Here is a 24,603-nt window from a genome sequence, read left to right on the forward strand (position 1 = left end):
CGGTCGGCTTGGCGGTCGGAGACGACTGTCGCGCCTGGACGGCCGTAGCCGCCAGGGCTCCGGCAGGCAGGGCGGACAGGAAGGTGCGACGACGCATGGGCGACTCCTCGAACAGCCGATTTGGCATCAAGGCGGTCAGCGTGCGCGGGAGCAAGCCTTGCCGCAAAGAAAAAGGCCGCGTCCCTTTCGGAACGCGGCCCAAATCCTGAAAGGACGGTCGTCCTATTCGATGTCTTCGTTCAGCAGGCCGACCTTGAAGAAGCCGTTCTCCTGCATCTTGTTCATGACTTCCATGAACTGCGAGTATTTCACTTCCGGCTGGGCGCGCACGAAGACGCGCTCTTCCTGGCAGGAACCGCCGCCCAAGGCGGTGCAGACGTCGGCGGCCAGGTTGTCGATCGAGGTCTGCTTGTCCGACAGGAACAGCTGACCGTTTTCCTGGATGGTGATGTACACCGGTTCCTTTTCCTCGGTCGGATTGGTGGGCGGCTGCGCCGGCGGCAGGTCGAGGCGGATCGACACGGTCGCCATGGGCGCGGCGACCATGAAGATGATCATCAGCACCAGCAGAATGTCGATGAACGGCGTGATGTTGATATCCGCCGTCTGTTCGATCGTGTGCTTGTCCCCACCGGAACCGCCGATCTTCGCAGCCATGCCTAATCTCCGTTACCGCCGGCCGCGATCCGCGCCGACATTTCCCTATGGATCGCCCGAGAGCTTGTTCGGTTCTTGGCGTCCCGATGCGCGCTTGTAAAGCGGTTCTAAACGATCCGGCGTTCCGGAACGTCAATTACCCGCGACAGGCGAGGCTTTACGCCTTCGCCAGCTTCAGGAAACGGTCCATCAGGGCCGGATCGGACTTGAAGGCGCCGGTGAACCGGGTGGTGACGGTCGAAACATGCCGGTGATGCACCCCGCGCGTGGTCATGCACTGGTGCGCGGCGTCGATCATCACCGCGACGCCCCTGGGCTGCAGGTGCGATTCGATGGCCTCGATGATGTCGTTGGTCAGGGTTTCCTGATTCTGCAGACGTCGGGCGAAGATCTCCACCACCCGCGCCAGCTTCGAGATGCCGACAACCTTCTCGCCGGGCAGATAGGCGACATAGGCCTTGCCCAGGAAGGGGGCCAGGTGGTGCTCGCAATGGCTCTCCACCTCGATCTCGCGCAGGATGACCATGTCGTCATAGCCGGTCACGTCCTCGAAGGTGCGCGACAGCTCCTTGGCCGCGTCGGCCTCATAGCCGTCGAACCATTCCCCGTAAGCGTCGACCACCCGCTTGGGCGTGTCGATCAGGCCCGGACGGTCGGGATTGTCCCCGGCCCAGGCGATCAGTGTGCGCACGGCCTCCAGCGCCTGCTCGCGCGACGGGCGCCCAGACTCCTGAACCGTGGCGGTTTCGTCGCTGACGAGGACGGGCTTGGCGGGGATGACGCTCATGAACTCGATTTTCCGGCCGGGGCGGTCGGAGCCGCCCGGTATAGCTTCTACAATCCGTCGGGACTGTATATCAGGCCGCTATATGGGACGGACCCTCCGTCCTGCAAGAAAACGAAGTCCACCTATCTTATGCCGCTGCACATCCACGACACCCTGCACCGTGAAAAGCGCCTGTTCGAACCGCGCGATCCGAACCGGGTGACCCTCTATGTCTGCGGCCCGACGGTCTATGACTACGCCCATATCGGCAATGCGCGCCCGCCGGTGGTGTTCGACGTCCTGGTGCGGCTGCTGCGCCGGACCTACGGGCCAGACGCCGTCCTCTACGCCCGCAACGTCACCGACGTGGACGACAAGATCAACCAGAAGGCCGCCCGCGAGGGCGTGCCGATCGGCGAGGTCACCGCCCGCTACGAGGCCGCCTATCTCGCCGACATGGGCCTGCTGAACGTCTCGCCGCCCGACCTCGCCCCCCACGTCACCGACTATATCCCGGCCATCGTCGCCCAGATCCAGGCCATCGTCGACGCCGGCTGCGCCTATGCCGCTGAAGGCCATGTCCTGTTCGACGTTTCGTCCTATCCGTCCTACGGTGCCCTGTCGGGCCGGAACCTGGACGACATGATCGCCGGCGCCCGCGTCGAGGTCGCCCCCTACAAGAAGAACCCCCACGACTTCGTCCTGTGGAAGCCGTCCAAGCCGGACGAGCCGTCCTGGCCGTCGCCCTGGGGCGAGGGGCGTCCCGGCTGGCACATCGAATGCTCGGCCATGATCGAACAGGCCCTGGGCCTGCCCATCGACATCCATGGCGGCGGCATCGACCTGGTCTTCCCCCACCATGAGAACGAGATCGCCCAGGGCGTCTGCGCCCACGGCCATGCTCAGGGCGACAAGGCCCACGACGAATACGCCCGCTACTGGATGCACAACGGCTTCCTGACCGTGGACGCCGAGAAGATGTCCAAGTCCGTCGGCAACGTCCTGCTGCTGCACGACCTGGTCCAGGCCATGCCGGGCGAAGTCGTCCGCTGGGCGCTTCTGTCGGCTCATTATCGCCAGCCGCTGGACTGGAACCAGGGGCTGCTGGACCAGTCGAAGAAGTCGCTGGATCGCCTGTACGGCGCCCTGCACCGCTCCAGCGGCGTCGAGGTTCTGGATCTCGATCCACCCGCCGACTTCATGAAGTCGATCGAGGACGACCTGAACACCCCCGGCGCCATGGCCAGCCTGTTCGCCCTGTCCAGCGAGATCGAGCGCGGCATGACGGCGGGCGATCTGGACGCCGTGGCCCAGGCCCGCGCCCGCCTCATGGCCTGCGCTTCCATCCTGGGGGTGCTTCAGTCCGACCCGGCCGCCTGGCTGGAGGGGGACGTCTCCGACGCCCTGCGCCTCGAGGTCGAGGCCCTGCTGGACCAACGCGCCGCCGCCCGCGCCGCGAAGGACTGGCCCGAGGCCGACCGCATCCGCGACCGCCTGAACGCACTGAACGTCGTCGTCATGGACGGCCCCGACGGCGCCACCTGGCGGATGAAGGGCTGACGCTCAGGCTGCGGTCAACTGCCGGATCAGCGCCGTCTCGAACCCCTTGGTGTCCGGTCCCGGCAGGGCGGTCTTCAACTCGCCGCTCTCGTACAGCGCCATCACCTTCGGATGGACGTAGGAGGTCCGGCACACCGTCGGCGTATTGCCCAGCAGGCCCGCCACCGCCTTGACGCAGACGGTGATCTTGCGTTTGGCGTCGGTCGGCGAGGTCGGAGGCTCCATCTCGCGCAAGGCCCGCGCCGCCGAGACCGTGCCCGCCCAGGTGCGGAAATCCTTGGCCGAGAACTGGTCGCCCATGGCCGCGCGGATATAGGCGTTCACATCGTCGGAGGTGACGGGGCACAGCTCCCCGTCGGCGGTGCGGTATTTGAACAGGTGCTGGCCCGGCAATTCCTCCAGCGCCCGCACCACCCGCGCCAGCCGCCGGTCGCGGACGCTGACCCGGTGGTCCTTGCCGCTCTTGCCCCGGAATTCGAAGGTCAGGGCCGCGCCGTCCACCTCCAGATGCCGCTTGTTCAGGGTGGTCAGCCCGTAGCTGCGGTTCTCCCGCGCATAGGCCGCATTGCCGACCCGGATCAGGGTGATCTCCAGCAGCCGCACGGCGGTCGCCAGCACCTTCTCCTTCACCGGCCCCCTCAGACCCAGATCATGCTCCACCTGGGCGCGCAGCCGGGGGAGGGCGCGCGAAAAGGCCGGCAGCTTGTCGAACTTGTTCTCCGAACGGGCCGAACTCCAGCCGGCGTGATAGCGGTACTGTTTGCGCCCCTTCGCGTCGCGCCCGGTCGCCTGGATATGGCCGTTGGCCTTGGGGCAGATCCAGACGTCGGTCCAGGCGGGCGGAATAGCCAGGGCGCGGATACGGTCCAGAACTTTGGCGTCCTTGACCGGTTGATCCTTGGCGTCGCGATAGGACCAGCCCTTGCCGGCGGGGCGGCGGGTCAGGCCGGGGTTGTCGTCGCTGCACCAGCTCAGCCCCTGCGGGACCTCGACCGCAATATCCACGCCGTGCGATCCGTCCGCCATCAGCGGCCTTCCTTTTCATTGGTCTTTCAGCGGCTTGCCCCAGACCCGCCCCAAGACCAGCAACGAACGCCGGGTGGGGTCGCCGGGTTCCAGCCGCCGCTTCCCCTTGACCCCGCGCGCCCGGCGCGACACGAGGCGGCATGAATTATCGCCACAGCTTCCACGCCGGAAACTTCGCCGACCTGGTCAAACACGCCCTGGTCCTGTGGCTGGTGAAGACCCGCGCGGCCGCGGGCCCGCTGACGGTGCTCGACACCCACGCCGGCGCCGGCCTCTATGACCTGTCCGGCGACGCCGTGCGGTCCAAGGAGGCCGAGGCCGGAGTCGCGCGTCTGATGACCGACCCGGACCTGCCGCCCCTGATGCAGGCCCTGGCGGATCGGGTGGCGGCGCTGAACCCCGACGGCGGCGCCCGCTTCTATCCCGGCTCGCCCGTGCTGATCGCCGACGCCCTCGGGGCGGGCGGAACCTATGTCGGCTATGAGCTGAACCCGCCCGTCCGCGCCCTGCTGGATCAGGCCCTCGCGGATCGCCCCAACGCCGAGGCGCGCGAGGGCGACGGCTACGCCCTGGCCACGGCCGAGGCGGCGCGGGCCGAGGCGCCCCTGATCCTGATCGACCCCCCGTTCGAGAAGCCCGACGACTATATCCGTTCGGCCGAAACCGCCCTGGCGGTGGTCCGCCGCGACCCCGCCGCGACCGTCGCCGTCTGGACCCCGCTGAAGGATCTGGAGACCTTCGACGGCTTCATCCGCCGGCTCCAGACCAGGGCCGGCCCGACCCTGGTCGCCGAGGCCCGCCTGCGTCCCCTGACCAATCCGATGAAGATGAACGGCTGCGCCCTGGTGATCGTCAATCCGCCGCCGGGCGCCGAGGACGCGGCGCGCCAGGTCTGCGGCTGGGTCGCCGACCGTCTGGGCGATCCGGGCGGCCGGGCTGAAATCTGGTCCTTCTGATCGGCGCGCCCCTTGTCTATGGTCGGGCCATGACCCGTATCGCCATTCTGGAAACCGGCCATCCGCCCGAGGCCCTGAAGGACAGTTTCGACGACTATCCGGCCCGGTTCCGCGCCCTGCTGGGCGAAAACGTCCCGACCACCCGGTTCGACGTCCAGTCCGGCCATCTGCCGTCCGACCCCGCCGCCTTTCAGGGGGTGATCGTCACCGGCTCGGCCGCCGGGGTCTATGACGACCTGCCGTGGATACCCCAGCTGATCGACTGGCTGCGCGCCGCGCGGGGCCGGACCCGGATCGTCGGCATCTGTTTCGGCCATCAGGTTCTGGCCCACGCCTTCGGCGGCGAAGTCGTGAAATCGGACAAGGGCTGGGGCGTCGGCCTGCACCGCTACGACGTCCACGGAACCGAGCCCTGGATGCACCCCCGCGCCCGCACCCTCGCCATCCCCGTCTCGCATCAGGATCAGGTCGTGGCGATTTCACCCGACGCCCGCGTCATCGCCTCCAGCGGCTTCACCCCCTACGCCGGCCTGGCCTGGGGCGAAGACGCCATCTCCTTCCAGTGCCACCCGGAGTTCCAGCCCGACTACGCCGCCGCCCTGGTCGAGGTCCGGCGCGGCTCGCGCATCCCCGAACCCCTGGCCGAGGCCGCGCTCGACAGCCTGAAACGCCCCAACGACCGCGCCGTCCTCACCGCCTGGATCCGCGCCTTCCTGCTGCTCACCCCGCCGCCGGTCGAGGACCAGGGCAGCGGGATCTGATCTTTACTTTCGTCATCCTCCGGCGAGCGTAGCGAGACCGGGGGACCCAGCGGCGCGCGAGAGCGCGAACCTGTCGCGGAAGAACTTTCGAGCATCGCGCGGCGGATACATCGCCTTCGGCGCCGCTGGGTTCCCAGGTCTGCGCCGCGAAGGGGCGGCTTGCCGGAGAATGACGAAAGTAGAAGGCGCTAAACCCCCAGCACCGCGATCAACCCCAGGCTCAGCCCCACCAGGGCCGCCAGCGACAACACCACGGCCGCCACCACACGCCCGCCAGCCCGCGCCACGGCCCGGATGTCGGTCTGCAGCCCCAGAGCCGCCATGGCCGCCACGGTCAGCAGGCCCGACGCCGCCGCCATCGGCGAAAGCGCCGCCTGAGGGATCAGGTTCAGGTTCCTCAGCGCGATCATCGCCAGAAAGCCGACGATGAACCAGGGCAGCAGCCGGTGCAGACCTGGCCCCTTCGCCCCCTCCGCCCGATCCCGGAAGATCAGCGACAGCACCAGGATCACCGGCCCCAGCATCAGCACCCGCGCCAGCTTGATCACCGTCCCCGTCTGGGTCGCGACGGCGCCGAACGGGGCGGCGGCCGCCAGCACTTGCGGCACGGCGTAGACGGTCAGCCCCGCCAGGGCGCCGAACTGCAAACCGCTCATCCCCATCAGCCCGCCCAGCAGCGGCAGGGTCAGCACCACCACCACCCCCAGCACGGCGGTAAAGGCGATGGAGGCGGCCACCTCCTCGCCATCGGCGTCGATCACCGGGGCCACGGCGGCGATGGCGGAGTTGCCGCAGATGGCGTTGCCGCACGCGACCAGCAGGGCCATGCGCGGGTTCAGCCCCAGCAGACGTCCGATCCCGAACCCGGCCAATATGGCGGCCGCGACCAGGGCGAAGACCCCCGCCACGAACCCCAGCCCCAGCGACGACAGGGTCGCCGCACTGACCGAGGCGCCCAACAGGACCACGGCGACTTCCAGCAGTATCTTGGCGCTGAAATCGATCCCGGCCCTGAACCGGGCGTCCGGCGTCCAGGCCGCCCGCACGCCGGCCCCCAGCAGGATGGCCAGCACCAGCGGCTCCAGCCAGACCTTGCCGACCGCCCCGCGTTCCAGGCCGCCCAGGCCCACCGCCGCCAGGGCGACCACCAAGCTTATCATCAGGCCGGGCCACACCGCGCGCCCGAACGCGCCCAACCGTATCATGCGGGGCAGGGGAGGACTCAAAACGGCGTCAGGGGCGGCGGATTTCATGGTTCCGCTTGATGGGCGGCCCCTCGACCTCGGTCCAACGGATTGTTATGGTAATTTCAATCCGATTCGGAGATTGATCGTGACCCTGGAACGCCTGCGCATCTTCGTCGCCGTGGCCGAGCGCCAGCATGTGACGGCCGCCGCGCGGGCGCTGAACCTGACCCAGTCGGCGGTCTCCAACGCCATCGCGGCGCTGGAAGCCGAGCACGACGTTTATCTGTTCGACCGGGTCGGCCGGGGCGTGGTGCTGAACCAGACCGGTCTGGCCTTCCTGCCCGAGGCCAGGGCCGTGCTGGCCCGCGCAGCGGCGGCCGAGGCGGCGCTGGCGGACATGAGCGCCCTGCGACGCGGCCGCCTGACCATCTTCGCCAGCCAGACCATCGCCAGCGCCTGGTTGCCCCGCCGACTGGCCGCCTTTCATGCGGCCCATCCTGGCGTCGAACTGGATGTGGCCATCGGCAATACGCGTGAGGTGGCCGAGGGGGTGTTGAGCGGCGCGGCCGAACTGGGTCTGGTCGAGGGCGAGATCGACCAGCCCTTGCTGGATCAGACGGTGGTGGGCTCGGACCGGCTGGCGGTTCTGGTCACGCCCGACCATCCCTGGGCCGGACTGCGCAGATTGGAGGCCCAGACCCTGGCGACCCAGGCCTGGGTCCTGCGCGAGGCGGGATCCGGCACCCGCTCGACCCTGGAGGCGGCGCTGCGAAACGCGGGCGTGGACCCCGCCGCCCTGTCCATCGCCATGACCCTGCCGTCGAACGAGGCGGTGCTGGCGGCGGCCGAGGCGGGGGCGGGGGCCACGGCCCTGTCCGAGAGCGTGGCCTATGGATCGGTCGCCGCCGGCCGTCTGGTCACGGCGGCCTTCAGCCTGCCGGAACGCCCGTTCCGCCTGCTGCGGCATCGCGAACGCTATCGCAGCAAGGCGGGCGACGCTTTTGTCGCCGCCATGGAATGAGCCGACGGGGGATGCACCCCTAATTCCGCTCCACCGCATTCTGAATTCTAAGGGCTTTCAATGAAATCCCCACAATCGACCCATCGCCCTTCCGGGCGCGGTTAGACTGGCCGCCAGGTCTTTGACAATCGAACGGAAAACACGCCGCCAAACTGCACGCTTTTGCGCATCGCACCGGTTTTCGCCGGCGCAGTGCAATTCGGGGACGCGGTTTCAAGGGCGGGCGGGCCGCCGAATTCAGACTATTTAGACGATCTAGACTGTCTTTTTTTCGATCAGAGTCCGAACCGGGGAAACACGAACCGCTCCAGCAGCAGCGAGGCTGCGAAATAGAAGCCGATCACCACGAACAGGGTCAGCGGGATCTGCGGCTGCTTCGCCAGGATCAGATAGATCCCGTACAGCACCGCAAACAGGGCCGAGGTGGCCAGGGGACGAAGCAGGATCTTCGCAAGGGGGGACTTCACGGCCATTTCACCACCGGGGGCATGGAGCTGAGGATCGAATCGACGTTGCCGCCGGTCTTGAGGCCGAACATGGTGCCACGGTCGTACAGCAGGTTGAACTCCACATAGCGCCCGCGCCGCACCAGCTGCTCCTCGCGCTCCTCCGGCGTCCAGGCCTCGCCCATCCGCCCGGCGACGATCTTCGGATAGACGTCCAGGAAGGCCAGGCCCACGTCGCGGGTGAAGGCGAAGTCCCGGTCATGGTCGCCGCTGTCGTGGTGGTCGTAGAAGATGCCGCCGGTGCCCCGCGGCTCCTGCCGATGCGGCAGGAAGAAATACTCGTCGCACCAGGCCTTGTACTTGGCGTGCCAGTCCGGATCATGGGCGTCGCAGGCCGTCTTCATCGCGGCGTGAAAGGCCAGGGTGTCCGGGTGATCCGGGCGCCGATCCGCGTCCAGCACCGGCGTCAGATCGCCCCCGCCGCCGAACCAGCTCTGGGTCGTGGCGATGAAGCGGGTGTTCATATGCACCGCCGGAACCCGGGGGCTGACCGGGTGGCAGATCAGGCTGATCCCGGTGGCGAAGAACCGGGGATCCTCCGCCGCCCCCGGCACCGTCTTGGCGTAGTCAGCCGGAAACGATCCGTGCACGGTCGAGACATGGACCCCGACCTTCTCGAACAGCCGGCCGTGCATCATCCCCATGACGCCCCCGCCGCCTGCCTCGCGTTCCCACGGCGTCCGCACGAACCGCCCGGGCTCCCCCGGAAACAGATCATCGGGGGCCGCATCCTCCAGCGCCTCGAAGGCCGAATGGATACGGTCGCGCAGATGCTCGAACCAGGCGCGGGTCTCGACCTTCTTCAGGTCGAGCGGATCGGAAAAGGCGGCGTCGCTCATGCCGTCTCTCCTAGACGCTCGCTGCCCCGCCGGGAAACCTCTTCCTTCTCCTTGCGTGAGAAGGTGGGCCCGAAGGGCTCGGATGAGGGGTTGCCTGACCCTCTCCGTCTGTCAGTGTGCGTCGCAACATCAGGGAGTCGCATCATGATCCGTCATCTGCTGGCCGGCGTCGCCGTCGCCGCCTTCGCCACCGCCGCAAACGCCCAATCCGCCGGCGAGGCCCGCGTGCTGGAGATCCTGAAGACCACCCCCCTGATCGACGGCCACAACGACCTGCCCTGGGCCTTGCGCCAGCAGTACGGAAACGACGTCTACGCCGTTGATCTGACGACCGATCTCGAGGCGACGACCCGGCTTCACACCGACATCGCCCGCCTGCGCGCCGGCGGCGTCGGCGGCCAGTTCTGGTCCGTCTACGTCCCCGCCAGCCTGACCCCGCTGGAAGCGGTCGAAGAGACCTTCGAACAGATCGACACGGCCAAGCGGATCATCGCCGCCCACCCCGACGTCTTCGGTCTGGCGACCACGGCGGACCAGGTCGACGCCGTCTTCGCCTCGGGCCGGATCGCCAGTCTGATCGGCATGGAGGGCGGCTATTCCATCGACGACTCCCTGGCCCTGCTGCGCGAGTTCCACCGCGCCGGCGCCCGCTACATGACCCTGACCCACTCCAAGACCACCACCTGGGCCGACAGCGCGACCGACGCCCCCAAATGGGGCGGGCTCAGCCCCTTCGGCGAGGACGTGGTGCGCGAGATGAACCGCCTGGGCATGATGGTGGATCTCAGCCACGTCTCGGAGGACACCATGCTGGACGCCATGCGGGTGTCCGACGCCCCGGTCATCTTCTCCCACTCCTCGGCGCGGGCGATCACGGCCCATCCCCGCAATGTGCCCGACCGGGTGCTGCGGATGATGCCTGAGGACGGGGGGATCGTGATGATCAATCTGGCCCCCGGCTTCGTCTCCGAACGGGTCCGCGCCTGGAACGCCGACCGCGCGGGCGAGGAGGCGCGGCTGAGGACCCTGAACCCCGGCGATCCGACCGCCGTCGAGGCCGGGCTGACCGCCTGGTCCGCCGCCCATCCGACGCCGGAGGCGACCCTGGCCGACGTCGTCGCCCATATCCAGCATGTGCGTCAGGTCGCGGGGATCGACCACGTCGGCCTGGGCGCAGACTTCGACGGCATCGGCAGCCTGCCCGAGGGCATGACCGGGGTGGACGCCTATCCCCGCATCCTCGCCGCCCTGATGGACGCCGGCTGGACCGAGGCCGACATCCGCAAGATCGCCGGCGAGAACCTGCTGCGCGTCATGCGCGCCGTCGAAGCCGCCGCCGCCGCCAAGGCGTCCGAGCGACCGTCGCTGGCCAAGCCGACCGCCGGATAGGCGGCTTGCCTTTCGGGCCGGGACCGGGCATCAGGCGCGCCTCACCCTGGACCCGGCCTGTTTGAAGCGTCGGGTGGCTATCCCGGCCGCCGATCCGCCGGGAAACCCGCCGCATACGATCATGGCCGCGCGCCAGGTCGGCGGCAGACCCCAGATGAACCCCACATGTCCCTTATCGCCTCCGCGCGCCAGCAATGGCTCGCCAACCCTCGCCGCGACCTGCTGGCGGGGACCGTCGTCGCCCTGGCCCTGATCCCCGAGGCTATCGCCTTCTCCATCATCGCCGGCGTCGATCCGGCCGTCGGCCTCTACGCCAGCGTCGTCATCGCCGTGACCATCGCCTTCGTCGGTGGTCGTCCGGCCATGATCTCGGCCGCCACCGGGGCCATGGCCCTGCTGATGGTCGGTCTGGTCCGCGACCACGGGCTGGAATACCTGTTCGCCGCCTCCATTCTGTGCGGCGTGTTCCAGATCATCATCGGCCTGCTGAAGCTGGGCCGCTACATCAGGTTCGTCAGCCGCAGCGTGATGACCGGCTTCGTCAACTCCCTGGCGATCCTGATCTTCCTGGCCCAGATGCCCGAGCTGATCGGCGCCAACTGGCAGACCTTCGCCCTGGTCGGGGCCGCCCTGGTCGTCATATACGGCTTCCCGCGCCTGACCAGGGCGGTGCCTTCGCCCCTGGTCGCCATCGTCCTGATCAGCGCCTTCGTCATCATGACCGGGCTGGACGTCCGCACCGTCGGCGACATGGGCCAGATGCCTTCGACCCTGCCGATGTTCCACCTGCCGGCCGTGCCCCTGACCTGGGAGACCCTGGCCGTCATCGCACCGATCTCGGCGACCCTGGCCTTCGTCGGTCTGCTGGAAAGCCTGCTGACCGCCAATCTGCTGGACGACATCACCGACACCCCCTCGGACAAGGACCGCGAAACCCGCGGCCAGGGCATCGCCAACATCCTGTCGCCCCTGTTCGGCGGCATGGCGGGCTGCGCCATGATCGGCCAGTCGATCATCAACGTCACCTCCGGCGCGCGCGGGCGGCTGTCGACCCTGTGGGCCGGCCTGTTCCTGCTGTTCCTGATCCTGGTGCTGCGCGACTGGGTCGCTCAGATCCCGATGGCGGCCCTGGTCGCCGTCATGATCATGGTGTCCATCGGCACCTTCGACTGGGGCTCGGTGCTGAAGCTGCGTTCGACCCCGTTCCAGTCGTCGGTGGTCATGATCGCCACCACCGTCACCGTGGTCGCCACCCATGACCTGTCGAAGGGCGTGATCCTGGGCGTGCTGCTCTCGGCGGTCTTCTTCATGCGCAAGGTCGGCAAGACCATCGCCGTGACCGAGATCGAGACCCCGGAGGAGGGCGTGCTGCGCTACCGCGTGACCGGCCAGCTGTTCTTCGCCTCAGCCGATCTGTTCGCCGCCAGCTTCGAACACCACGGCCACCCCAAGCGCGTCGAGATCGACATGACCGACGCCCATCTGTGGGACCTGACCGGCGTCGCCGCCGTGGACAAGGTCGTTTTCCGCTACCGCCGCCAGGGCGCCCAGGTGGAGGTCATCGGCATGAATCAGGCCGCCCGAACCCTGGTGGATCAGGTAGGCCGGTTCGAGAAGGAACACCTGCCGACGGCGGCGGCTCACTAAGGACGGCCTTGTGAAACAAGGGGTCTGCGAGGTCATGCAAAACGGCCCGCCCCGGAGCCAATGAAGGTTCGGAACGGGCCGTTTTCAGGCCTGCATCCAACCCGGACTTGGCCGCGCATACCGATGGTATATGGAGTGATTCGCGTCAAGCCCGGTCAAGACTGATCAGGTCAATACGTCATATCCCTGATCTCAGCCCCAGGCTTCGACCGCCCCACGGCGGCGGACGGGCGCGGCGCTGGCCAACTGGGTGCGGGGCTCCGCCTCGGCCCGGCCGAACAGCCAGCCTTGGCCGTATTCCACGCCGAGCGCCTTCAACTCGGTCACCACGCCTTCGGTCTCGATCATTTCAGCGATGGTCTCGAGCTTCATGGAACGGCACAGCTCCACGATATTGCGCAGCAAGTCGCGGCCCAATTCGTCCGTCTCGAGATCCCGCACCAGGGAGCCGTCGATCTTGACCGCATCGACCGTCAGCTTGCGGAGATAGTCGTAGGAAGCGGCGCCGGAGCCGAAGTCGTCGATACAGACCTTGATCCCGGTTTCGCGCAGGGCGGCCAGGCGGCGGTTGGCCGCCTCTATGTCGGCCAGGGCCGACGTCTCGGTGACCTCGACGATCAGGCGTTTGCGCTCTGCCGGCGATCCGGCGGTCATGTGCAGCAGCTGTTCGACATAGGTGTCGTCGCCCAGGGAGGAGCCGGAGACGTTGATCGCCATCTTCAGCAGGCCGGCGCCCGGCGCCCGCATGCGTTTCAGCACCTTTTCGGCGACGGCGAGATCGAAGGATTCGATCAGATCCAGTTCCTCGGCCATGCGGATGGCGTTGGCCGGGCCGTTGTTGTTGGAGTTGAACCGCGCCAGGGCCTCGAAATGGTGGACCGAGCGAGAGGCGAGATGAACAATGGGCTGGTAGTGGACCTGGAACTCACGCGACTTGACCACGCTGCGGAAGGCCTCGGCGTCGCGGAAGGTGCGTTTCAGCGAGTCCGAGAAAGCGACCTGCGGATTGGCCAGGCCGTCATCCTTGAGGCAGCCTTCGATGGCGAACCGCATGGCGCGCAACACGCAAAGGGTGTCGGCGCCTTTGGGAACGCTGGAGACAAAGGACTCGGCGCCCAGGTCCACGCCTTCCGCGCGGCCAGCCTCGACGATCTCGGCCGCCAGGTCACGCGTGTCGCCGCTGGGGCGCAGGACGGCGAAACGTTCAGGCGTGATCTGGGCGGCTGAGGAGCCCTGCGCGGCGGCGGACTGCAGCGTCGCCTCGATGCGGCGATACACCTTGTCGGCGACTTCGCCGCCGAGGCATTCGAGGCCTCTGATATCAAGAAAGGCCAGAGACAGGCCTGGGGCGCCCTCGACGATACAGGCCGCCTGAGCCAGGAATCCTTCCGCATCCGACAGGGGCGGGGTCTCGACGTCCGCCAGTGCGATGGCGGGACCTTCATAGGAGATCGAGCAGGATATGGCGGGGGCCAGCTGAGGCAGGATGAAGGCCCGGAGCGAGGCGCGTCGAACCCGGTCCGTTCCGACGCGGATCAGGATCTGGGTGGCGGGACTGCGCCCGCCCGGCTTGGTGGCCAGCAGAGTTTCGACGGCCCCTGCGCCTTCATGCAGGAAATCGAGCAGCGGCTTGCCGGTCCACAGGGCGCCGACATCCTGGCCCGGAGACGGTCCGGCCCCCAAGGCGAAGGCCACGGAGCCCTTGGCGTCGATCTCGACGAGCGCATCCGCAGATGCAAAGGCCAGACCCAGGAGGCGAGCAGTCATCGACATGCCGACAGCATGCACGGCGGCGCTTAAAAAATCGGCAACGGCGACAACGACCGCGGTTGTCGAAGCGCGCCGAAGTCAGGCCTTGCGGTTGAAGGCGACGGCGCGACCGTCGCCCTGTGCGGCGCGGCCGTCGGCGGCATAGGCCGAAGCGGGCGTACGGGCGGCGGCGACCTCATGGGCGATGGCGCGCACCAGGCCTTCCGAAATCTTCCGCGCCGCCTCGACTGCGCTGGCGTGGCGAGACAGAACGGCGTCAAAGGCGCGCGTGGCTTCGATCAACGCCATCCGATCGGTCGCCAGGCCGCCGCTGAGCAGGGCGGGATTGGCCTTCACATGGCCGGAGTCGCGACGATAGAGATTGGCCATCTCCTGTGTCTCGGCCAGGCTGGCGGCGACGTCCTGGGGCCTGCCTTCTTCGAAGGCCCGCGTTTCGGCGGCCAGGCGATCCGTCAGGCGGCGCGTCAGGTCGAGCAACTGGCGGACGCGGGCGGTGGCGAGTTCGGCGTCGCTCATTGCGCGCCCTCCTGCATCTTCAGCATTTCGTTCATCACCGGCCCCGCCAGGCCGATGCCGCCCGCTGCGACCGTCTTCTTGGCCATCTCGTCCAGCAGGAAGCTGCGCCAGGTCGCTTCGCCCTGACCGCCGCCGAACAGGCCGTCGGTCGACAGGCCTTCGAACATCGGCTTCAGCATCTGCGACAGGAAGGACGCTTCGAAGGCCTCGGCGGTTTCCTTGATCTTGGCCTTGGTCGCATCGCCGACGCCGGCGGCCAGGCCCTGCACGGGGCGGATCAGGTCGGTAGGGACAGACAGGTCGGTCATGGTCACATCACCTCGATGTCGGCCTGCAGGGCGCCCGACGCCTTGATGGCCTGTAGGATGCTGATCATGTCGCGCGGGCTGACGCCCAGGGCGTTCAGGCCGTTGACCAGGGTGGACAGGCTGGTTCCACCGCCGACGATCCGCATCTGGGTGCCCAGATCCTCTTCGACGCTGACCTGGGAGTCGGGGATGACGGCGGTCTGGCCTTGGCTGAAGGGGGCAGGTTGACTGACGGACAGTTGTTCATCGACCGATATGGTCAGATTGCCCTGGGCTATGGCGACGCGCGAGATCCGCACCGCATCGCCCATGACGATGACGCCGTTCACCTCGTCGATGATCACCTTGGCCGGCGAATCGACCGTGACCGCCAGATTCTCCACGCGGCTGATGAAACCCGCCATGCCCAGCTGGCCGGGCGCGCGCAGGGTTACGACCGTGCCGTTCTCGGCCAGGGCCGTGCCGGGATAGGCGGCGTTGACCACGGCGGCGACGCGTTGGGCCGTGGTGAAGTCGGGGTTGCGGAGGTTCAGGCGCACCTCGTTCATATTGGACATCTCGAACCCGGTCTCGCGCTCGACCGAGGCCCCCGAGGCGATGCGGCCGGCGGTCGGCACGCCGCGCGTCACCGACGAGCCTGAACCGCCCGAAGCCGAGACGGCGCCGGTCTGAACCGAACCCTGGGCGACCGCATAGACCTGACCGTCGGCGCCCTGGAGGCTGGTGACGACCAGCGCCCCGCCCAGGAGGCTCTTGGCGTCGCACATGGATGAGACATTGACGTCGATGCGCGAGCCGGGCGTAGCGAAGGCCGGCAGCTCGGCCGAGACCATGACGGCGGCCATATTCTTGGTGTTGGCGTTGGCGCCGCGGATATTGACCCCGAGACGCTCGGTCATGCCTTCCAGCGATTGACGGGTGAAGGGGCAGTTGCGGAGCGAGTCGCCGGTTCCGTTCAGCCCCATGACCATGCCGTATCCGACCAGCTGGTTGCCGCGAACGCCCTCGACGGCGGCGATATCCTTGATTCGTGACTGGGCCAGGGCTGGAGACGCGACGAGGCCCAGCGCAGCAAAGGCGGTGAGAGGCGCGACAAGGCGGGCAAGCAGATTCTGCATCGGTCGGACGTCCCAAAGGCGTTTCATTCATTATGATGCGAAGATCGTGCCGTGGCTCAAGTTGCTGAAATAACTGACTTCGTTCTGTGGTGAGAGCGGGAGCGGCGGCAGTTTTTGCCTGGGCGTTAACCAAAAGGTCATTCCGTTCGCCAAAGGGTGGCCTCATGAGACGGAGCCTCCGCCGATGAAGGTCACAGGGACTACGGGACCCAGCGCGCCGACGGGCGGCAAGCCTGCGCGCGCCAGCGCCGGATTTTCGCTGGGCCAGACCGGCGCGACCGCCGCGCCGTCCGCCGCCTCCGCCAGTGCGGCGACATCGGGGGTCAATGACGTCTCGGCCCTGATGGCGCTCCAGGGGATCGAGGGACCGCTGGAGAAGCGACGCCGCGCGGTGAAACGGGGCGCAGGTCTGCTGGACCGGCTGGACGAGATGAAGATGGCCCTGTTGTCCGGCGAGCCGGACGAGGCCGTGCTGCAGCAACTCTCCCGGACGTTGCGCGAGGATCGGCCCGATGACGGGGATGCAGGACTGAACGACCTGCTGGACCAGATCGACCTGAGAGCATCGGTGGAACTGGCCAAGGCGGAGATGCGCCGCCGCAGCTCCGAAAGCTGAAAGCTTCAGTATTTCAAATCGGAGCGCGAAAACTGCGCGCCAAATGTCACGCGGTTCAACGCTTCGCCTAATCATGATCACGGAATCGCGAACGCCGTTGCCGGGACTCGCGGACCCCACTATACGGCCCATACGCCACAGGGGGGCGTGCTTAGAGAGCGTGAGTGCGATGAACGCTTTGGCGTCCGTTGTGTCCGACGAAACCGGTCCGTATCGGCCGTCTGACGACGAGCCGTTCATGAGTGAACGGCAGCTTGCCTATTTCAAGAAAAAGCTTCTGGACTGGAAGGACGACATCCTTCGAGAGTCCAAGGGCACGGTGGTCAATCTGAAGGCCGAGACCGAAAACCACCCCGATCTGGTGGATCGGGCTTCGTCGGAATCGGATCGCGCGCTTGAGTTGCGCACCCGTGATCGTCAACGCAAGCTGATCTCCAAGATCGATGACGCCCTGCGTCGGATCGAGGACGGGTCCTACGGCTATTGCGAGGACACCGGCGAACCGATCGGCCTGGGACGTCTCGAGGCCCGCCCGACGGCGACCCTGTCGGTCGAGGCCCAGGAACGCCACGAACGCCGCGAACGCGTCCACCGCGACGACTGATCTCAGACGGGCAAGGCCGGTTCGATGTCGGTCCGACTGAAATCGTCGCCCTTGTAGAGCAGGGGCAGGTTGCGTTCCTTCGCCAGGGCGTAGGCGAAACAGTCGCCCAGGTTCAGCCTGGCTGGCGTGCGTTTGCCGAACCTTGTCTCGGCCTCCACCGCGATCCGCGCCGTCTCTCCGCCTGCGGTAGGGATCTCAATGCGAAGAGCATCCATCAGCGCGAGCAGACTTTGCTGGCCGTCGGGGCCGAGGACGCGGCGCGCGGCGACTGTCGTCTCCCAAAACCCAAGCGGCGACAACAGCGACGGTGTTTCAACCAGCAACTTTATAAAAGCGTCTGCCTCCGGCTCGCCGGCCAGGATGGCGACTAACGCCGACGCATCCACGACGATTACTTTGGAAGGCCGTCCTCATCATAAAAATCGTCGTCCGTTGGCCATGTCGCCAATCTCGGCATCGCGCTGACGCGAGCCAGGATGGCTTCGACCGCCGCGCGACGATTCTCCCTGTCGTCGGAGGCTCGAGCCTCGTCCGCCGCAATGCGCTCGGCCAGCATCGTCTCCACCAGTTCGGTGATCGACTTGCCTTCGCTCTTGGCGCGTTGGCGTAGTCGTTCGGCGACTTCGGGCTTCCTGATCTGCACGGGAGCGTTCATGACGGCGATAAGTCTATCATGACGGGTGTTTCGATCCAACCCGCGCCTTGACTTCGCCGGGTTGCGGCGCGACCTAGCCGCCTCGCTTTCAAGGTCGCTATCCCATGTCCGTCAAGGTTCGTTTCGCCCCGTCGCCGACGGGTAAGTTGCACGTCGGCAATGTCCGCACCGCCCTGGTGAATTGGCTGTTCGCCAAGGGGCAGGGCGGCTCGTTCGTGCTGCGCATCGACGACACCGATCTGGCGCGCTCCACGCCCGAGTTCGAACAGGGGATCGAGGACGACCTGTCCTGGCTGGGTCTGACCTGGGACGAGCGTTACAACCAGTCCAAGCGGTTCGACCGCTACGAAGAGGCCGCCGCCAGGCTGAAGGCGTCCGGCCGGCTTTATCCCGCCTATGAGACCGCCGACGAACTGGATCGCCGTCGCAAGGTGCAGTTGTCGCGCGGCCTGCCGCCGATCTACGACCGCGCCGCGCTTGAGCTGACCGAAGATCAGAAGGCCGCCTATGAGGCCGAGGGCCGTCGTCCCCACTGGCGCTTCAAGCTGGAAGGCAAGCGCGTCGCCTGGGAAGACCTGGCGCGCGGCCATGCCGAGGTCGACACCGCCTCCATGTCCGACCCGGTGCTGATCCGCGAGGACGGCCTGTTCCTCTACACCCTGCCGTCCGTGGTCGACGATATCGACATGGCCATCAGCCACATCATCCGGGGCGAGGACCACGTCACCAACACCGGCGCCCAGATCGAGATCTTCGAAGCCCTGGGCGCGACGATTCCCGGCTTCGCCCATATGCCGCTGCTGGTCGGCGCCGACGGCGCGGCCCTGTCGAAACGTCTGGGCTCGCTGTCGATCAGCGACATGCGCGACCAGGGCTATGAGCCGATCGCCATCACCAGCCACCTGGGCCGGATCGGCACCTCGGACCCGCTGGAAGTGGCCGAGTCGGTGCAGGCTCTGGGCGCCAGTTTCGCCTTCACCAAGATGGGACGTTCGCCGGCGCGCTACGACACGGCGGACCTGGACCGGCTGAACGCCCAGGCGCTGCACGTCATGGACTACCTCACGGCCCAGCCGCGGCTACAGGCGCTGGACGCCGACCTGGGCGAGGCCTTCTGGTCGGTGGTGCGGGGCAACCTCAGCAGGTTCGCCGATGTGGTTGAAATGGCGAAGATCGTCCGCGGGCCGATCCAGCCGGTGATCGAGGACGCGGCCTTCATCGACGCCGCCGCCGCCCTGCTGCCGGAAGTGATCGACGACACCGCCTGGTCCGCCTGGACCAACGCCGTCAAGACCGAGACCGGCGCCAAGGGCAAGGCCCTGTTCATGCCGTTGCGTCTGGCCCTGACGGGTCAGGCGCATGGGCCGGACATGGCGGCCATGGCGCCGCTGATCGGTCGTGAGACCATTCAGCGGCGGCTGAAAGGCGAGGCGGCCTAAGGCCGCCCCCGCCCGATCAGGCGTTGCAGACCGCCAGTTCTTCAGCGCTCAGCTCGGTTCCCTTGTAGGTGAAGGCGGTCACGGGGCCGAACTTCTGCACCACGCGGCGGCAGGCGCGCGTCGCCGGCTGTTCCGTGCCGCCCGAGGCGGTGCAGGCCGCGCCTTCGCAGGACCAGCGGGCGCCGTCGATGATGGTGGCGCGGGCCGGCGCCTTGGCCGAATCGGCCAGGGTCAGGCGGGTGGCGGCGGGGGCCTGGGCCACGGCCGGGGCGGCCGCGAACAGGGCGGCGGCGATGAGCAGGGCGCGCATGAGCAAGTCTCCGGATTGAAGAACGGCGTCGTGCCGTCGCGCCAATGTCAGTTTTCGATAAAAACTGTCAAGACGCGCCCGCATTATTTGTTAGCGCCGATCACCTATCGGCGATCATATTGCTGCACGGCCGTGTCGGGGGCACCCTGGATCAGCACCATGGCCTCTTCCACCGACTCCGCCACCGTCCAGGCGTCAAGGAAGGAGGCGGGGGTCATGCCTTCGTCCACGCTGTGACGCATCAGGGCGAAGAAGCCTTCCCAGAAGCCGTTCAGGTTCAGGAAGACAACCGGCTTCTGGTGCAGGTCCAGCCGTTTCCACGACAGCAGTTCCACGACTTCTTCCAGGGTGCCGATGCCGCCGGGCGCGACGACGAAGGCGTCGGACTGATCGTACATCAGCTGTTTGCGCTCGTGCATCGAGGTGACGACGACGGTCTCGACCTCGTCGAACAGGCGTTCGCGGCTGCGCAGGAAGGCCGGCATGATGCCGACGACACGGCCGCCGGCGTCATGGGCGCCGCGCGCCGAGGCGCCCATCAGGCCCACGCCGCCGCCGCCATAGACCAGACGCCAGCCCGCCTCGGCGGTGGCCCTGCCGAAGGCGCGGGCGGCCTCGGTGTAGGCGGGATCGGCGCGGTCGGAAGAGCCGCAGAACAGGCAGACGGACGGGCCGTCGAAGGGCTGGATCAAAACGGGGGGCAGGGACATGGAGCCTCAACTGAACGAATGCTGGGTCGGCCCATGGCCAAACCGGCGGCGGTCGGGGTAACAGAATCCCCGGGCGCTTGGCCGCCAGCCTTATATCGTCGGGACGCAGGATGAAACGTCGGATCATCGCCATGGCCGCCGTATCCGTGACTATGGTCGCGGCCCTGTCGGCCTGTTCCCGGGACGGCGAGGGCGCGCCGCGCGCGGCGGACGCCGAGGCGACCTCCCCCTGGGTGCAGCCTCCTCATGTTCAGACCGCAAGGCGCGACGGGGCGATGATCCTGGTTCAGGGCCGGGCGGGGCCGGACGCCCGCGTGGTGCTACGCGGGGCCGACGGGGCGGCGGTGGCGGTCGGCGCCGACGCTACGGGACGATTCGAGCTGCGCGTTCCGGCCGCGCCGGGGGACATCCGGCTGACGCCCGAGGTTCAGGTCGGCGAGGACGCCGCGCCGTCTCCCGAGACTCTGGTGCTGATCCGGGGCGGGGCGGGGCCTATCGTGCTGGTCGCGGCCGGCGAGCCGACGGTGCGGCTGGACGGTCAAGGCGCGCTTGACGCGGTCGATTCCGATGGATCGGCGGTCATCGTGTCCGGCCGATCGAACGGCGCGCCCCCGGTCGTTCTGATTGACGGGGAGCGCGCGGAGGTCATGCGCGGACCGGGCGGGCGCTGGCGGGCCAGGGCGCCGGGCGGCGGGGCCGCCACGATCGACGTCGACGGGACGCGGTTCGCCTTTCCCGGATTGGGCGCCCAGTCGGACTTCACCCCGGTGCGGGCAGGCGAAGGCTGGCGACTGACCTGGCCGACGGGACCCAGCGGCCGTCAGACCGTCTGGCTTCCGGATCGCGGCGCCTAGGGCGCCGAACTTAGGAAGTTGTTAACCGAAGCGTCCAATGAAGGACCTGTCCCTTTTTGGGACGCACCATCACCGAACCTTTTTCAACCCGGCGTCCGCGTCGGGTTCTTTTTGTCTTGAGCTCAGACGGCGCGGTTGTCGATCAGCCGGGTCTTGCCCAGCCAGGCGGCGGCCAGGATGCGCGCCGGGGCGTCGACGACGCCGTCGCGGAACGGCGACAGGTCTTCGGCATGGCGAACGGCGACATAGTCGATCCGTTCGAACCCGGCCTTGAGGATGGCGGAATAGGCGTCCCGTTCGACGCCGGGCAGGGGGCGGCCCGCGGCGGCGCCGGCGGCGGCCTCGGCCAGGATCACGTTCAGGCGGCGGGCGACGGCCAGTTCGGCGTCGGACAGATAGTCGTTGCGCGAAGACAGGGCCAGACCGGTCTCATCCCGCTGGGTCGGGGCGCCGATGATCTCGACCGGCAGGTCCAGGTCGCGGACGAAGCGACGGATCACCATCAGCTGCTGATAGTCCTTCTCGCCGAACACGGCGACGTCGGGCTGGACCTGGTTGAACAGCTTGGTCACGATCAGGGCGACCCCGCCGAACATCTGGGGCCGGAAATCGCCTTCCAGCCCAAGCGCAGGCCCGGCCACGGCGACGCTGGTGGCGAAGCCCTGCGGGTACATTTCCTCCGGCGTCGGGGCGAACATCAGATGGCAGCCGGCGCCGGCCAGCAGCCGGGCGTCCTCCTCCTGACGGCGAGGATAGCGACCCAGGTCCTCGTTGGCGGCGAACTGGGTCGGATTGACGAAGTTGGAGGCCACGACGCGGTCGGCGCGGCGGCCGGCCTCGTGCACCAGGGTCAGATGGCCTTCGTGCAGGGCGCCCATGGTCGGAACCATGCCGACGGTCAGGCCTTGTCTTTTCCAGTCACGCACGACGGCGTGCAGTTCCGCCACGGTGCGGACGACGGGGAGGGACGCAGGCTCGGTCATGGTGAAGCGGTTAACCCTTTGGCTTAAGCGTGTTGATGCACCAGACTTCAAACCCTGGCGGCTAGGGTCGTGCTTATGACGCCAGCACGAGCGACCCGTCCAGTTCTGATCGCGCTTACCTTGGCCCTTGCCGGCTGTGGGGCGGTTGAGGGCGACCGCCAGAGTTTCCAGGCGATGGCCGAGCGCGTAGCCGCCATCGACATCCCGCTGGATCCCAAGGCCATCGGTTCCGGCGCGGCGTCGCGTCAGACAGCGCAGGCCCAGGGCTTGCGTCCCGCCAAATTCTCGCCCGTCCATGTGGCGGTGCTCACGCCGCATCAGATGTGGGATGCGCGGGACGTCCTGAGCCGGGGCGGCTCTCTGGCGTTGGCCGAAGACAAGAGCGAAGACGGCCTGCGCGGCGCCGTGACGCGTATGGCGGAGCCGGCGGTCGAGCCGGCCCTGCGCGCCGCTGCGCCGGTCGTGGCCAGGGCCATGGTCGAACAGGCTGTCGCGCGGAGCGAGCCGCCCAAGCTGCGCCCCGCCGTCGTTGGCGCGGGGCCGCGCGCCGAAGGCCGCATGGTCCAGCTGGGCGCCTATTCCAGCCGGGCCGGGGCGCAGGCCGCCTGGACGCAGCTGAAGGCCCGCGCCAGCCTGTCGAACCTGTCGCCGGTGTTCGAGGGCGTCGAGGTCAACGGCCGCAGCCTGACGCGGCTGAAGGTCGGGCCGATTCCGGTCGAGGCCGCGTCCGCCCTGTGCGCCGCCGCCCAGGTGGCGGACCCGTGGTGCCGCCGCGCCGGCTGAACGTGGGGCTGAAGTCCACAGCTACGCGTTAACGCCTCGTTGACGTTTGCGGCCGGTGCGCCGACTCTGCCCCGTCCGAAGGCCGCGCAGTGTTGAGTCGCGTCGGTCGCCACAGAGGGTTTCCTCCATGACGCAGCCTCACGTGATCGTCCTCGGCAACGAGAAGGGCGGGGCGGGCAAGTCCACCCTGGCGATCCATATCGTCACCGGCCTGCTGCATGCGGGGCGCTCTGTCGCGATCATCGATCTGGACCTGCGCCAGCGGTCGATGCAGCGGTTCTTCACCAATCGCCTGGCCTGGCTGGCGGCGAACAGGCAGGAATTGCCCCAGCCCTTCATGCCCGACATGGGCGACGGCAAGGCCCTGGCCAAGGGCGGGGTGGACGAGCAGATCGCCGCCTTCGAACGCGCCTTCGACGAGGCCGTGGCGGCCGGGGTGGACGCCATCCTGATCGACACCCCCGGCGGCGATACCGCCGTGTCCAGCGCGGCCCACGCGCGGGCTGACCAGATCGTGACGCCGATGAACGACAGTTTCGTCGACTTCGACCTGCTGGGCGAGGTGGACCCCGTGTCGCTGGATCTGCTGAAACCCTCGATCTATTCCGAAAGCGTCTGGGAGGCGCGCAAGGTCCGGGCGATCAGCCAGGGCCGGAACGCCACCATCGACTGGCTGGTGGTGACCAATCGCCTGGCCGTGGCCGAGGCGCGCAACCGCAAACGCCTGGAGGAGCGGATGAACAAGCTGGCCAAACGGGTCGGTTTCCGCGTCGGGCCGGGCCTGCGCGACCGGGTCATCTATCGCGAACTGTTCCCGTTCGGCCTGACCGTCGCCGACCTGTCGAACGACATCCGTCCGGTGGCCGTGTCCCTGGCCCATGTCGCGGCGCGCCAAGAACTGCGCAATCTGATGAAGGCCATGGGGCTGGAACAGGCCCTGGCCCCTCTGGACGTGGCCGCCTGAAAGGCGATCTGAGCGTATGGGCCTGATCTGGTTGGCCCTGGCGGCGATCGCCGTCTGGGCCCTGGTGCGGCTGGGCCGCCAGACCGAGCGGCGCGGCCGGGCCCATTGGCGCGTGACGGCGACCCTGCTGGGAGCGGTGCTGCTGGCCGGAGGCGCCTTGTCGGCGTTTCGCGGCGCCTGGCTGTGGGCGGGCGTGCTGGCGACGGCGGGGCTGTATCTGGCCTGGTCGTCGCGCATCCGGCCCGTGGTGCGATCCGAACCGATCAGCGAAGCCGACGCCCGCGCCGTTCTGGGCGTGCGTCCCGGCGCGACCGAGCCCGAGATCCGCACGGCCTGGAAAAAGGCCATGGGCCGCGCCCACCCCGACCAGGGCGGAACCGAGGGCCTGGCGACGCGGGTCAATGCGGCGCGGGACAGGCTGTTGAGAAAGACCGGACGCGACTGATCGTCCCCGCGCTTTCGCTGCGAAGTTATGGAGGGCTGGGCGGGGCGCCGGGCCTTCGCCCGGAGTTTAGTGTTTTGGTTACCGTTTCGACGAAGGTTTGACGCCCCGCACGGGTGGTTGGCCTGCAAGCTCGGGGCGCCGAGCGGTGGCGGTCTTATCGCCTAACCCCATAAGCCTGCGACGGGTCGGCGGTCCCTGCGAAGAACCGTCCCG

Annotated in this window: 28 protein-coding genes and 1 other annotated feature; of the genes, 13 read left to right on the forward strand and 15 right to left on the reverse strand. The window is 67.9% G+C overall.

The genetic code is table 11. The annotated features are described in order from the left end of the window. Nucleotides 1-222: 222 nt before the first annotated feature. Nucleotides 223-657, reverse strand: a complete 435-nt coding sequence (locus tag ER13_RS08080) for a biopolymer transporter ExbD (RefSeq protein ID WP_035308258.1) — start codon at nucleotides 655-657, stop codon at nucleotides 223-225. Between the two features lie 157 nt (nucleotides 658-814). Next, nucleotides 815-1,444, reverse strand: coding sequence for a GTP cyclohydrolase I FolE (gene folE / locus ER13_RS08085; protein WP_008262458.1), 630 nt, complete (start codon nucleotides 1,442-1,444; stop codon nucleotides 815-817). A 129-nt stretch (nucleotides 1,445-1,573) separates the two neighbouring features. Here folE and cysS point away from each other — a divergent pair, with 129 nt between their 5' ends. Continuing rightward, nucleotides 1,574-2,983 carry a cysteine--tRNA ligase gene (gene cysS, locus ER13_RS08090; protein ID WP_035308261.1) on the forward strand — a complete coding sequence of 470 codons (1,410 nt, stop codon included), beginning with the start codon at nucleotides 1,574-1,576 and terminating at the stop codon, nucleotides 2,981-2,983. 3 nt (nucleotides 2,984-2,986) lie between these two features. Here the strand turns inward: cysS and ER13_RS08095 are convergent, their stop codons facing one another. Then, entirely contained in the window at nucleotides 2,987-4,009 is a 1,023-nt protein-coding gene (locus tag ER13_RS08095) for a DNA topoisomerase IB (protein ID WP_035308264.1), read from the reverse strand. A gap of 140 nt (nucleotides 4,010-4,149) precedes the next feature. Between ER13_RS08095 and rlmJ the strand changes: the two genes are divergently transcribed. Together rlmJ and ER13_RS08105 are read left to right on the forward strand one after the other, a co-directional pair. Further along, nucleotides 4,150-4,965, forward strand: coding sequence for a 23S rRNA (adenine(2030)-N(6))-methyltransferase RlmJ (gene rlmJ, locus ER13_RS08100; RefSeq protein ID WP_035308266.1), 816 nt, complete (start codon nucleotides 4,150-4,152; stop codon nucleotides 4,963-4,965). A 29-nt stretch (nucleotides 4,966-4,994) separates the two neighbouring features. Next, nucleotides 4,995-5,726 carry a glutamine amidotransferase gene (locus tag ER13_RS08105; RefSeq protein WP_035308268.1) on the forward strand — a complete coding sequence of 244 codons (732 nt, stop codon included), beginning with the start codon at nucleotides 4,995-4,997 and terminating at the stop codon, nucleotides 5,724-5,726. Nucleotides 5,727-5,914: 188 nt separating this feature from the next. Here ER13_RS08105 and ER13_RS08110 read toward each other — a convergent pair whose 3' ends face one another. Further along, nucleotides 5,915-6,886 (reverse strand): YeiH family protein, encoded by a 972-nt coding sequence (locus ER13_RS08110; protein ID WP_197019749.1) that lies wholly within the window; start codon nucleotides 6,884-6,886, stop codon nucleotides 5,915-5,917. Nucleotides 6,887-7,058: 172 nt separating this feature from the next. On the opposite strand from ER13_RS08110, the gene ER13_RS08115 reads away from it, so the two are divergent. Next, the gene (locus ER13_RS08115; RefSeq protein ID WP_035308294.1) at nucleotides 7,059-7,934 is read left to right on the forward strand and encodes a LysR family transcriptional regulator; all 876 of its coding nucleotides are present in this window, start codon (nucleotides 7,059-7,061) and stop codon (nucleotides 7,932-7,934) included. A 275-nt stretch (nucleotides 7,935-8,209) separates the two neighbouring features. Here the strand turns inward: ER13_RS08115 and ER13_RS08120 are convergent, their stop codons facing one another. Beyond that, nucleotides 8,210-8,401 (reverse strand): hypothetical protein, encoded by a 192-nt coding sequence (locus tag ER13_RS08120; protein ID WP_155988129.1) that lies wholly within the window; start codon nucleotides 8,399-8,401, stop codon nucleotides 8,210-8,212. Then, nucleotides 8,398-9,279 (reverse strand): oxygen-dependent coproporphyrinogen oxidase, encoded by an 882-nt coding sequence (gene hemF / locus ER13_RS08125; protein ID WP_035308271.1) that lies wholly within the window; start codon nucleotides 9,277-9,279, stop codon nucleotides 8,398-8,400. Before hemF ends, ER13_RS08120 begins: the two co-directional genes overlap by 4 nt. Before the next feature lie 144 nt (nucleotides 9,280-9,423). On the opposite strand from hemF, the gene ER13_RS08130 reads away from it, so the two are divergent. Beyond that, nucleotides 9,424-10,668, forward strand: coding sequence for a dipeptidase (locus tag ER13_RS08130; RefSeq protein WP_035308273.1), 1,245 nt, complete (start codon nucleotides 9,424-9,426; stop codon nucleotides 10,666-10,668). Nucleotides 10,669-10,713: 45 nt separating this feature from the next. Further along, nucleotides 10,714-10,775: a sequence feature (sul1 is cis-regulatory element that is thought to sense ions involved in sulfur or methionine metabolism; They are found in Alphaproteobacteria), on the forward strand. A 58-nt stretch (nucleotides 10,776-10,833) separates the two neighbouring features. After that, nucleotides 10,834-12,315 carry a SulP family inorganic anion transporter gene (locus ER13_RS08135; protein ID WP_081836179.1) on the forward strand — a complete coding sequence of 494 codons (1,482 nt, stop codon included), beginning with the start codon at nucleotides 10,834-10,836 and terminating at the stop codon, nucleotides 12,313-12,315. Between the two features lie 192 nt (nucleotides 12,316-12,507). Here the strand turns inward: ER13_RS08135 and ER13_RS08140 are convergent, their stop codons facing one another. The 4 genes from ER13_RS08140 to ER13_RS08155 all read right to left on the reverse strand — a co-directional run bounded on the left by ER13_RS08140 (nucleotide 12,508) and on the right by ER13_RS08155 (nucleotide 16,027). Continuing rightward, nucleotides 12,508-14,082, reverse strand: a complete 1,575-nt coding sequence (locus ER13_RS08140) for an EAL domain-containing protein (protein WP_231492505.1) — start codon at nucleotides 14,080-14,082, stop codon at nucleotides 12,508-12,510. A gap of 81 nt (nucleotides 14,083-14,163) precedes the next feature. Next, nucleotides 14,164-14,601, reverse strand: a complete 438-nt coding sequence (locus ER13_RS08145; RefSeq protein ID WP_008259237.1) for a hypothetical protein — start codon at nucleotides 14,599-14,601, stop codon at nucleotides 14,164-14,166. Beyond that, nucleotides 14,598-14,909, reverse strand: a complete 312-nt coding sequence (locus ER13_RS08150) for a rod-binding protein (RefSeq protein WP_008263546.1) — start codon at nucleotides 14,907-14,909, stop codon at nucleotides 14,598-14,600. The genes ER13_RS08145 and ER13_RS08150 overlap by 4 nt, the downstream gene beginning before the upstream one ends. A 2-nt stretch (nucleotides 14,910-14,911) precedes the next feature. Beyond that, nucleotides 14,912-16,027: a flagellar basal body P-ring protein FlgI gene (locus ER13_RS08155; RefSeq protein ID WP_035308278.1), complete on the reverse strand. Its 1,116-nt coding sequence runs from the start codon at nucleotides 16,025-16,027 to the stop codon at nucleotides 14,912-14,914. A 184-nt stretch (nucleotides 16,028-16,211) separates the two neighbouring features. Between ER13_RS08155 and ER13_RS08160 the strand changes: the two genes are divergently transcribed. Both ER13_RS08160 and dksA read left to right on the forward strand, forming a co-directional pair. Continuing rightward, nucleotides 16,212-16,643, forward strand: a complete 432-nt coding sequence (locus ER13_RS08160) for a flagellar assembly protein FliX (RefSeq protein ID WP_008260169.1) — start codon at nucleotides 16,212-16,214, stop codon at nucleotides 16,641-16,643. 169 nt (nucleotides 16,644-16,812) lie between these two features. Then, nucleotides 16,813-17,247: an RNA polymerase-binding protein DksA gene (dksA, locus tag ER13_RS08165; RefSeq protein WP_081836181.1), complete on the forward strand. Its 435-nt coding sequence runs from the start codon at nucleotides 16,813-16,815 to the stop codon at nucleotides 17,245-17,247. Between the two features lie 2 nt (nucleotides 17,248-17,249). On the opposite strand, the gene ER13_RS08170 is transcribed toward dksA, so the two are convergent. Further along, entirely contained in the window at nucleotides 17,250-17,633 is a 384-nt protein-coding gene (locus ER13_RS08170) for a type II toxin-antitoxin system VapC family toxin (RefSeq protein ID WP_197019751.1), read from the reverse strand. 5 nt (nucleotides 17,634-17,638) lie between these two features. Continuing rightward, nucleotides 17,639-17,902 carry a type II toxin-antitoxin system VapB family antitoxin gene (locus ER13_RS08175; protein ID WP_052005001.1) on the reverse strand — a complete coding sequence of 88 codons (264 nt, stop codon included), beginning with the start codon at nucleotides 17,900-17,902 and terminating at the stop codon, nucleotides 17,639-17,641. Between the two features lie 104 nt (nucleotides 17,903-18,006). Between ER13_RS08175 and gltX the strand changes: the two genes are divergently transcribed. After that, a complete protein-coding gene (gene gltX, locus ER13_RS08180; protein WP_008260282.1) occupies nucleotides 18,007-19,341 on the forward strand; it encodes a glutamate--tRNA ligase in 1,335 nt (444 codons plus the stop codon). A 16-nt stretch (nucleotides 19,342-19,357) separates the two neighbouring features. On the opposite strand, the gene ER13_RS08185 is transcribed toward gltX, so the two are convergent. Continuing rightward, a complete protein-coding gene (locus ER13_RS08185) occupies nucleotides 19,358-19,651 on the reverse strand; it encodes a hypothetical protein (protein WP_035308281.1) in 294 nt (97 codons plus the stop codon). A 104-nt stretch (nucleotides 19,652-19,755) separates the two neighbouring features. Then, nucleotides 19,756-20,361 (reverse strand): TIGR00730 family Rossman fold protein, encoded by a 606-nt coding sequence (locus tag ER13_RS08190; protein WP_008259935.1) that lies wholly within the window; start codon nucleotides 20,359-20,361, stop codon nucleotides 19,756-19,758. 110 nt (nucleotides 20,362-20,471) lie between these two features. Here ER13_RS08190 and ER13_RS08195 point away from each other — a divergent pair, with 110 nt between their 5' ends. Continuing rightward, entirely contained in the window at nucleotides 20,472-21,215 is a 744-nt protein-coding gene (locus tag ER13_RS08195) for a hypothetical protein (protein WP_008263486.1), read from the forward strand. A 122-nt stretch (nucleotides 21,216-21,337) separates the two neighbouring features. Here ER13_RS08195 and panC read toward each other — a convergent pair whose 3' ends face one another. Further along, complete coding sequence (panC, locus tag ER13_RS08200; protein WP_035308284.1) at nucleotides 21,338-22,198, reverse strand: pantoate--beta-alanine ligase; 861 nt, start codon at nucleotides 22,196-22,198, stop codon at nucleotides 21,338-21,340. A 174-nt stretch (nucleotides 22,199-22,372) separates the two neighbouring features. Here panC and ER13_RS08205 point away from each other — a divergent pair, with 174 nt between their 5' ends. The 3 genes from ER13_RS08205 (at nucleotide 22,373) to ER13_RS08215 (ending at nucleotide 24,390) form a co-directional block, all read left to right on the forward strand. After that, entirely contained in the window at nucleotides 22,373-22,981 is a 609-nt protein-coding gene (locus tag ER13_RS08205) for an SPOR domain-containing protein (protein WP_035308286.1), read from the forward strand. Between the two features lie 127 nt (nucleotides 22,982-23,108). After that, nucleotides 23,109-23,945 carry a division plane positioning ATPase MipZ gene (locus ER13_RS08210; RefSeq protein ID WP_035308288.1) on the forward strand — a complete coding sequence of 279 codons (837 nt, stop codon included), beginning with the start codon at nucleotides 23,109-23,111 and terminating at the stop codon, nucleotides 23,943-23,945. A 16-nt stretch (nucleotides 23,946-23,961) separates the two neighbouring features. Beyond that, complete coding sequence (locus ER13_RS08215) at nucleotides 23,962-24,390, forward strand: molecular chaperone DnaJ (RefSeq protein WP_035308290.1); 429 nt, start codon at nucleotides 23,962-23,964, stop codon at nucleotides 24,388-24,390. Nucleotides 24,391-24,603: the final 213 nt, after the last annotated feature.

This window comes from Brevundimonas sp. EAKA, from assembly GCF_000698025.1.
Classification (GTDB): domain Bacteria; phylum Pseudomonadota; class Alphaproteobacteria; order Caulobacterales; family Caulobacteraceae; genus Brevundimonas; species Brevundimonas mediterranea_A.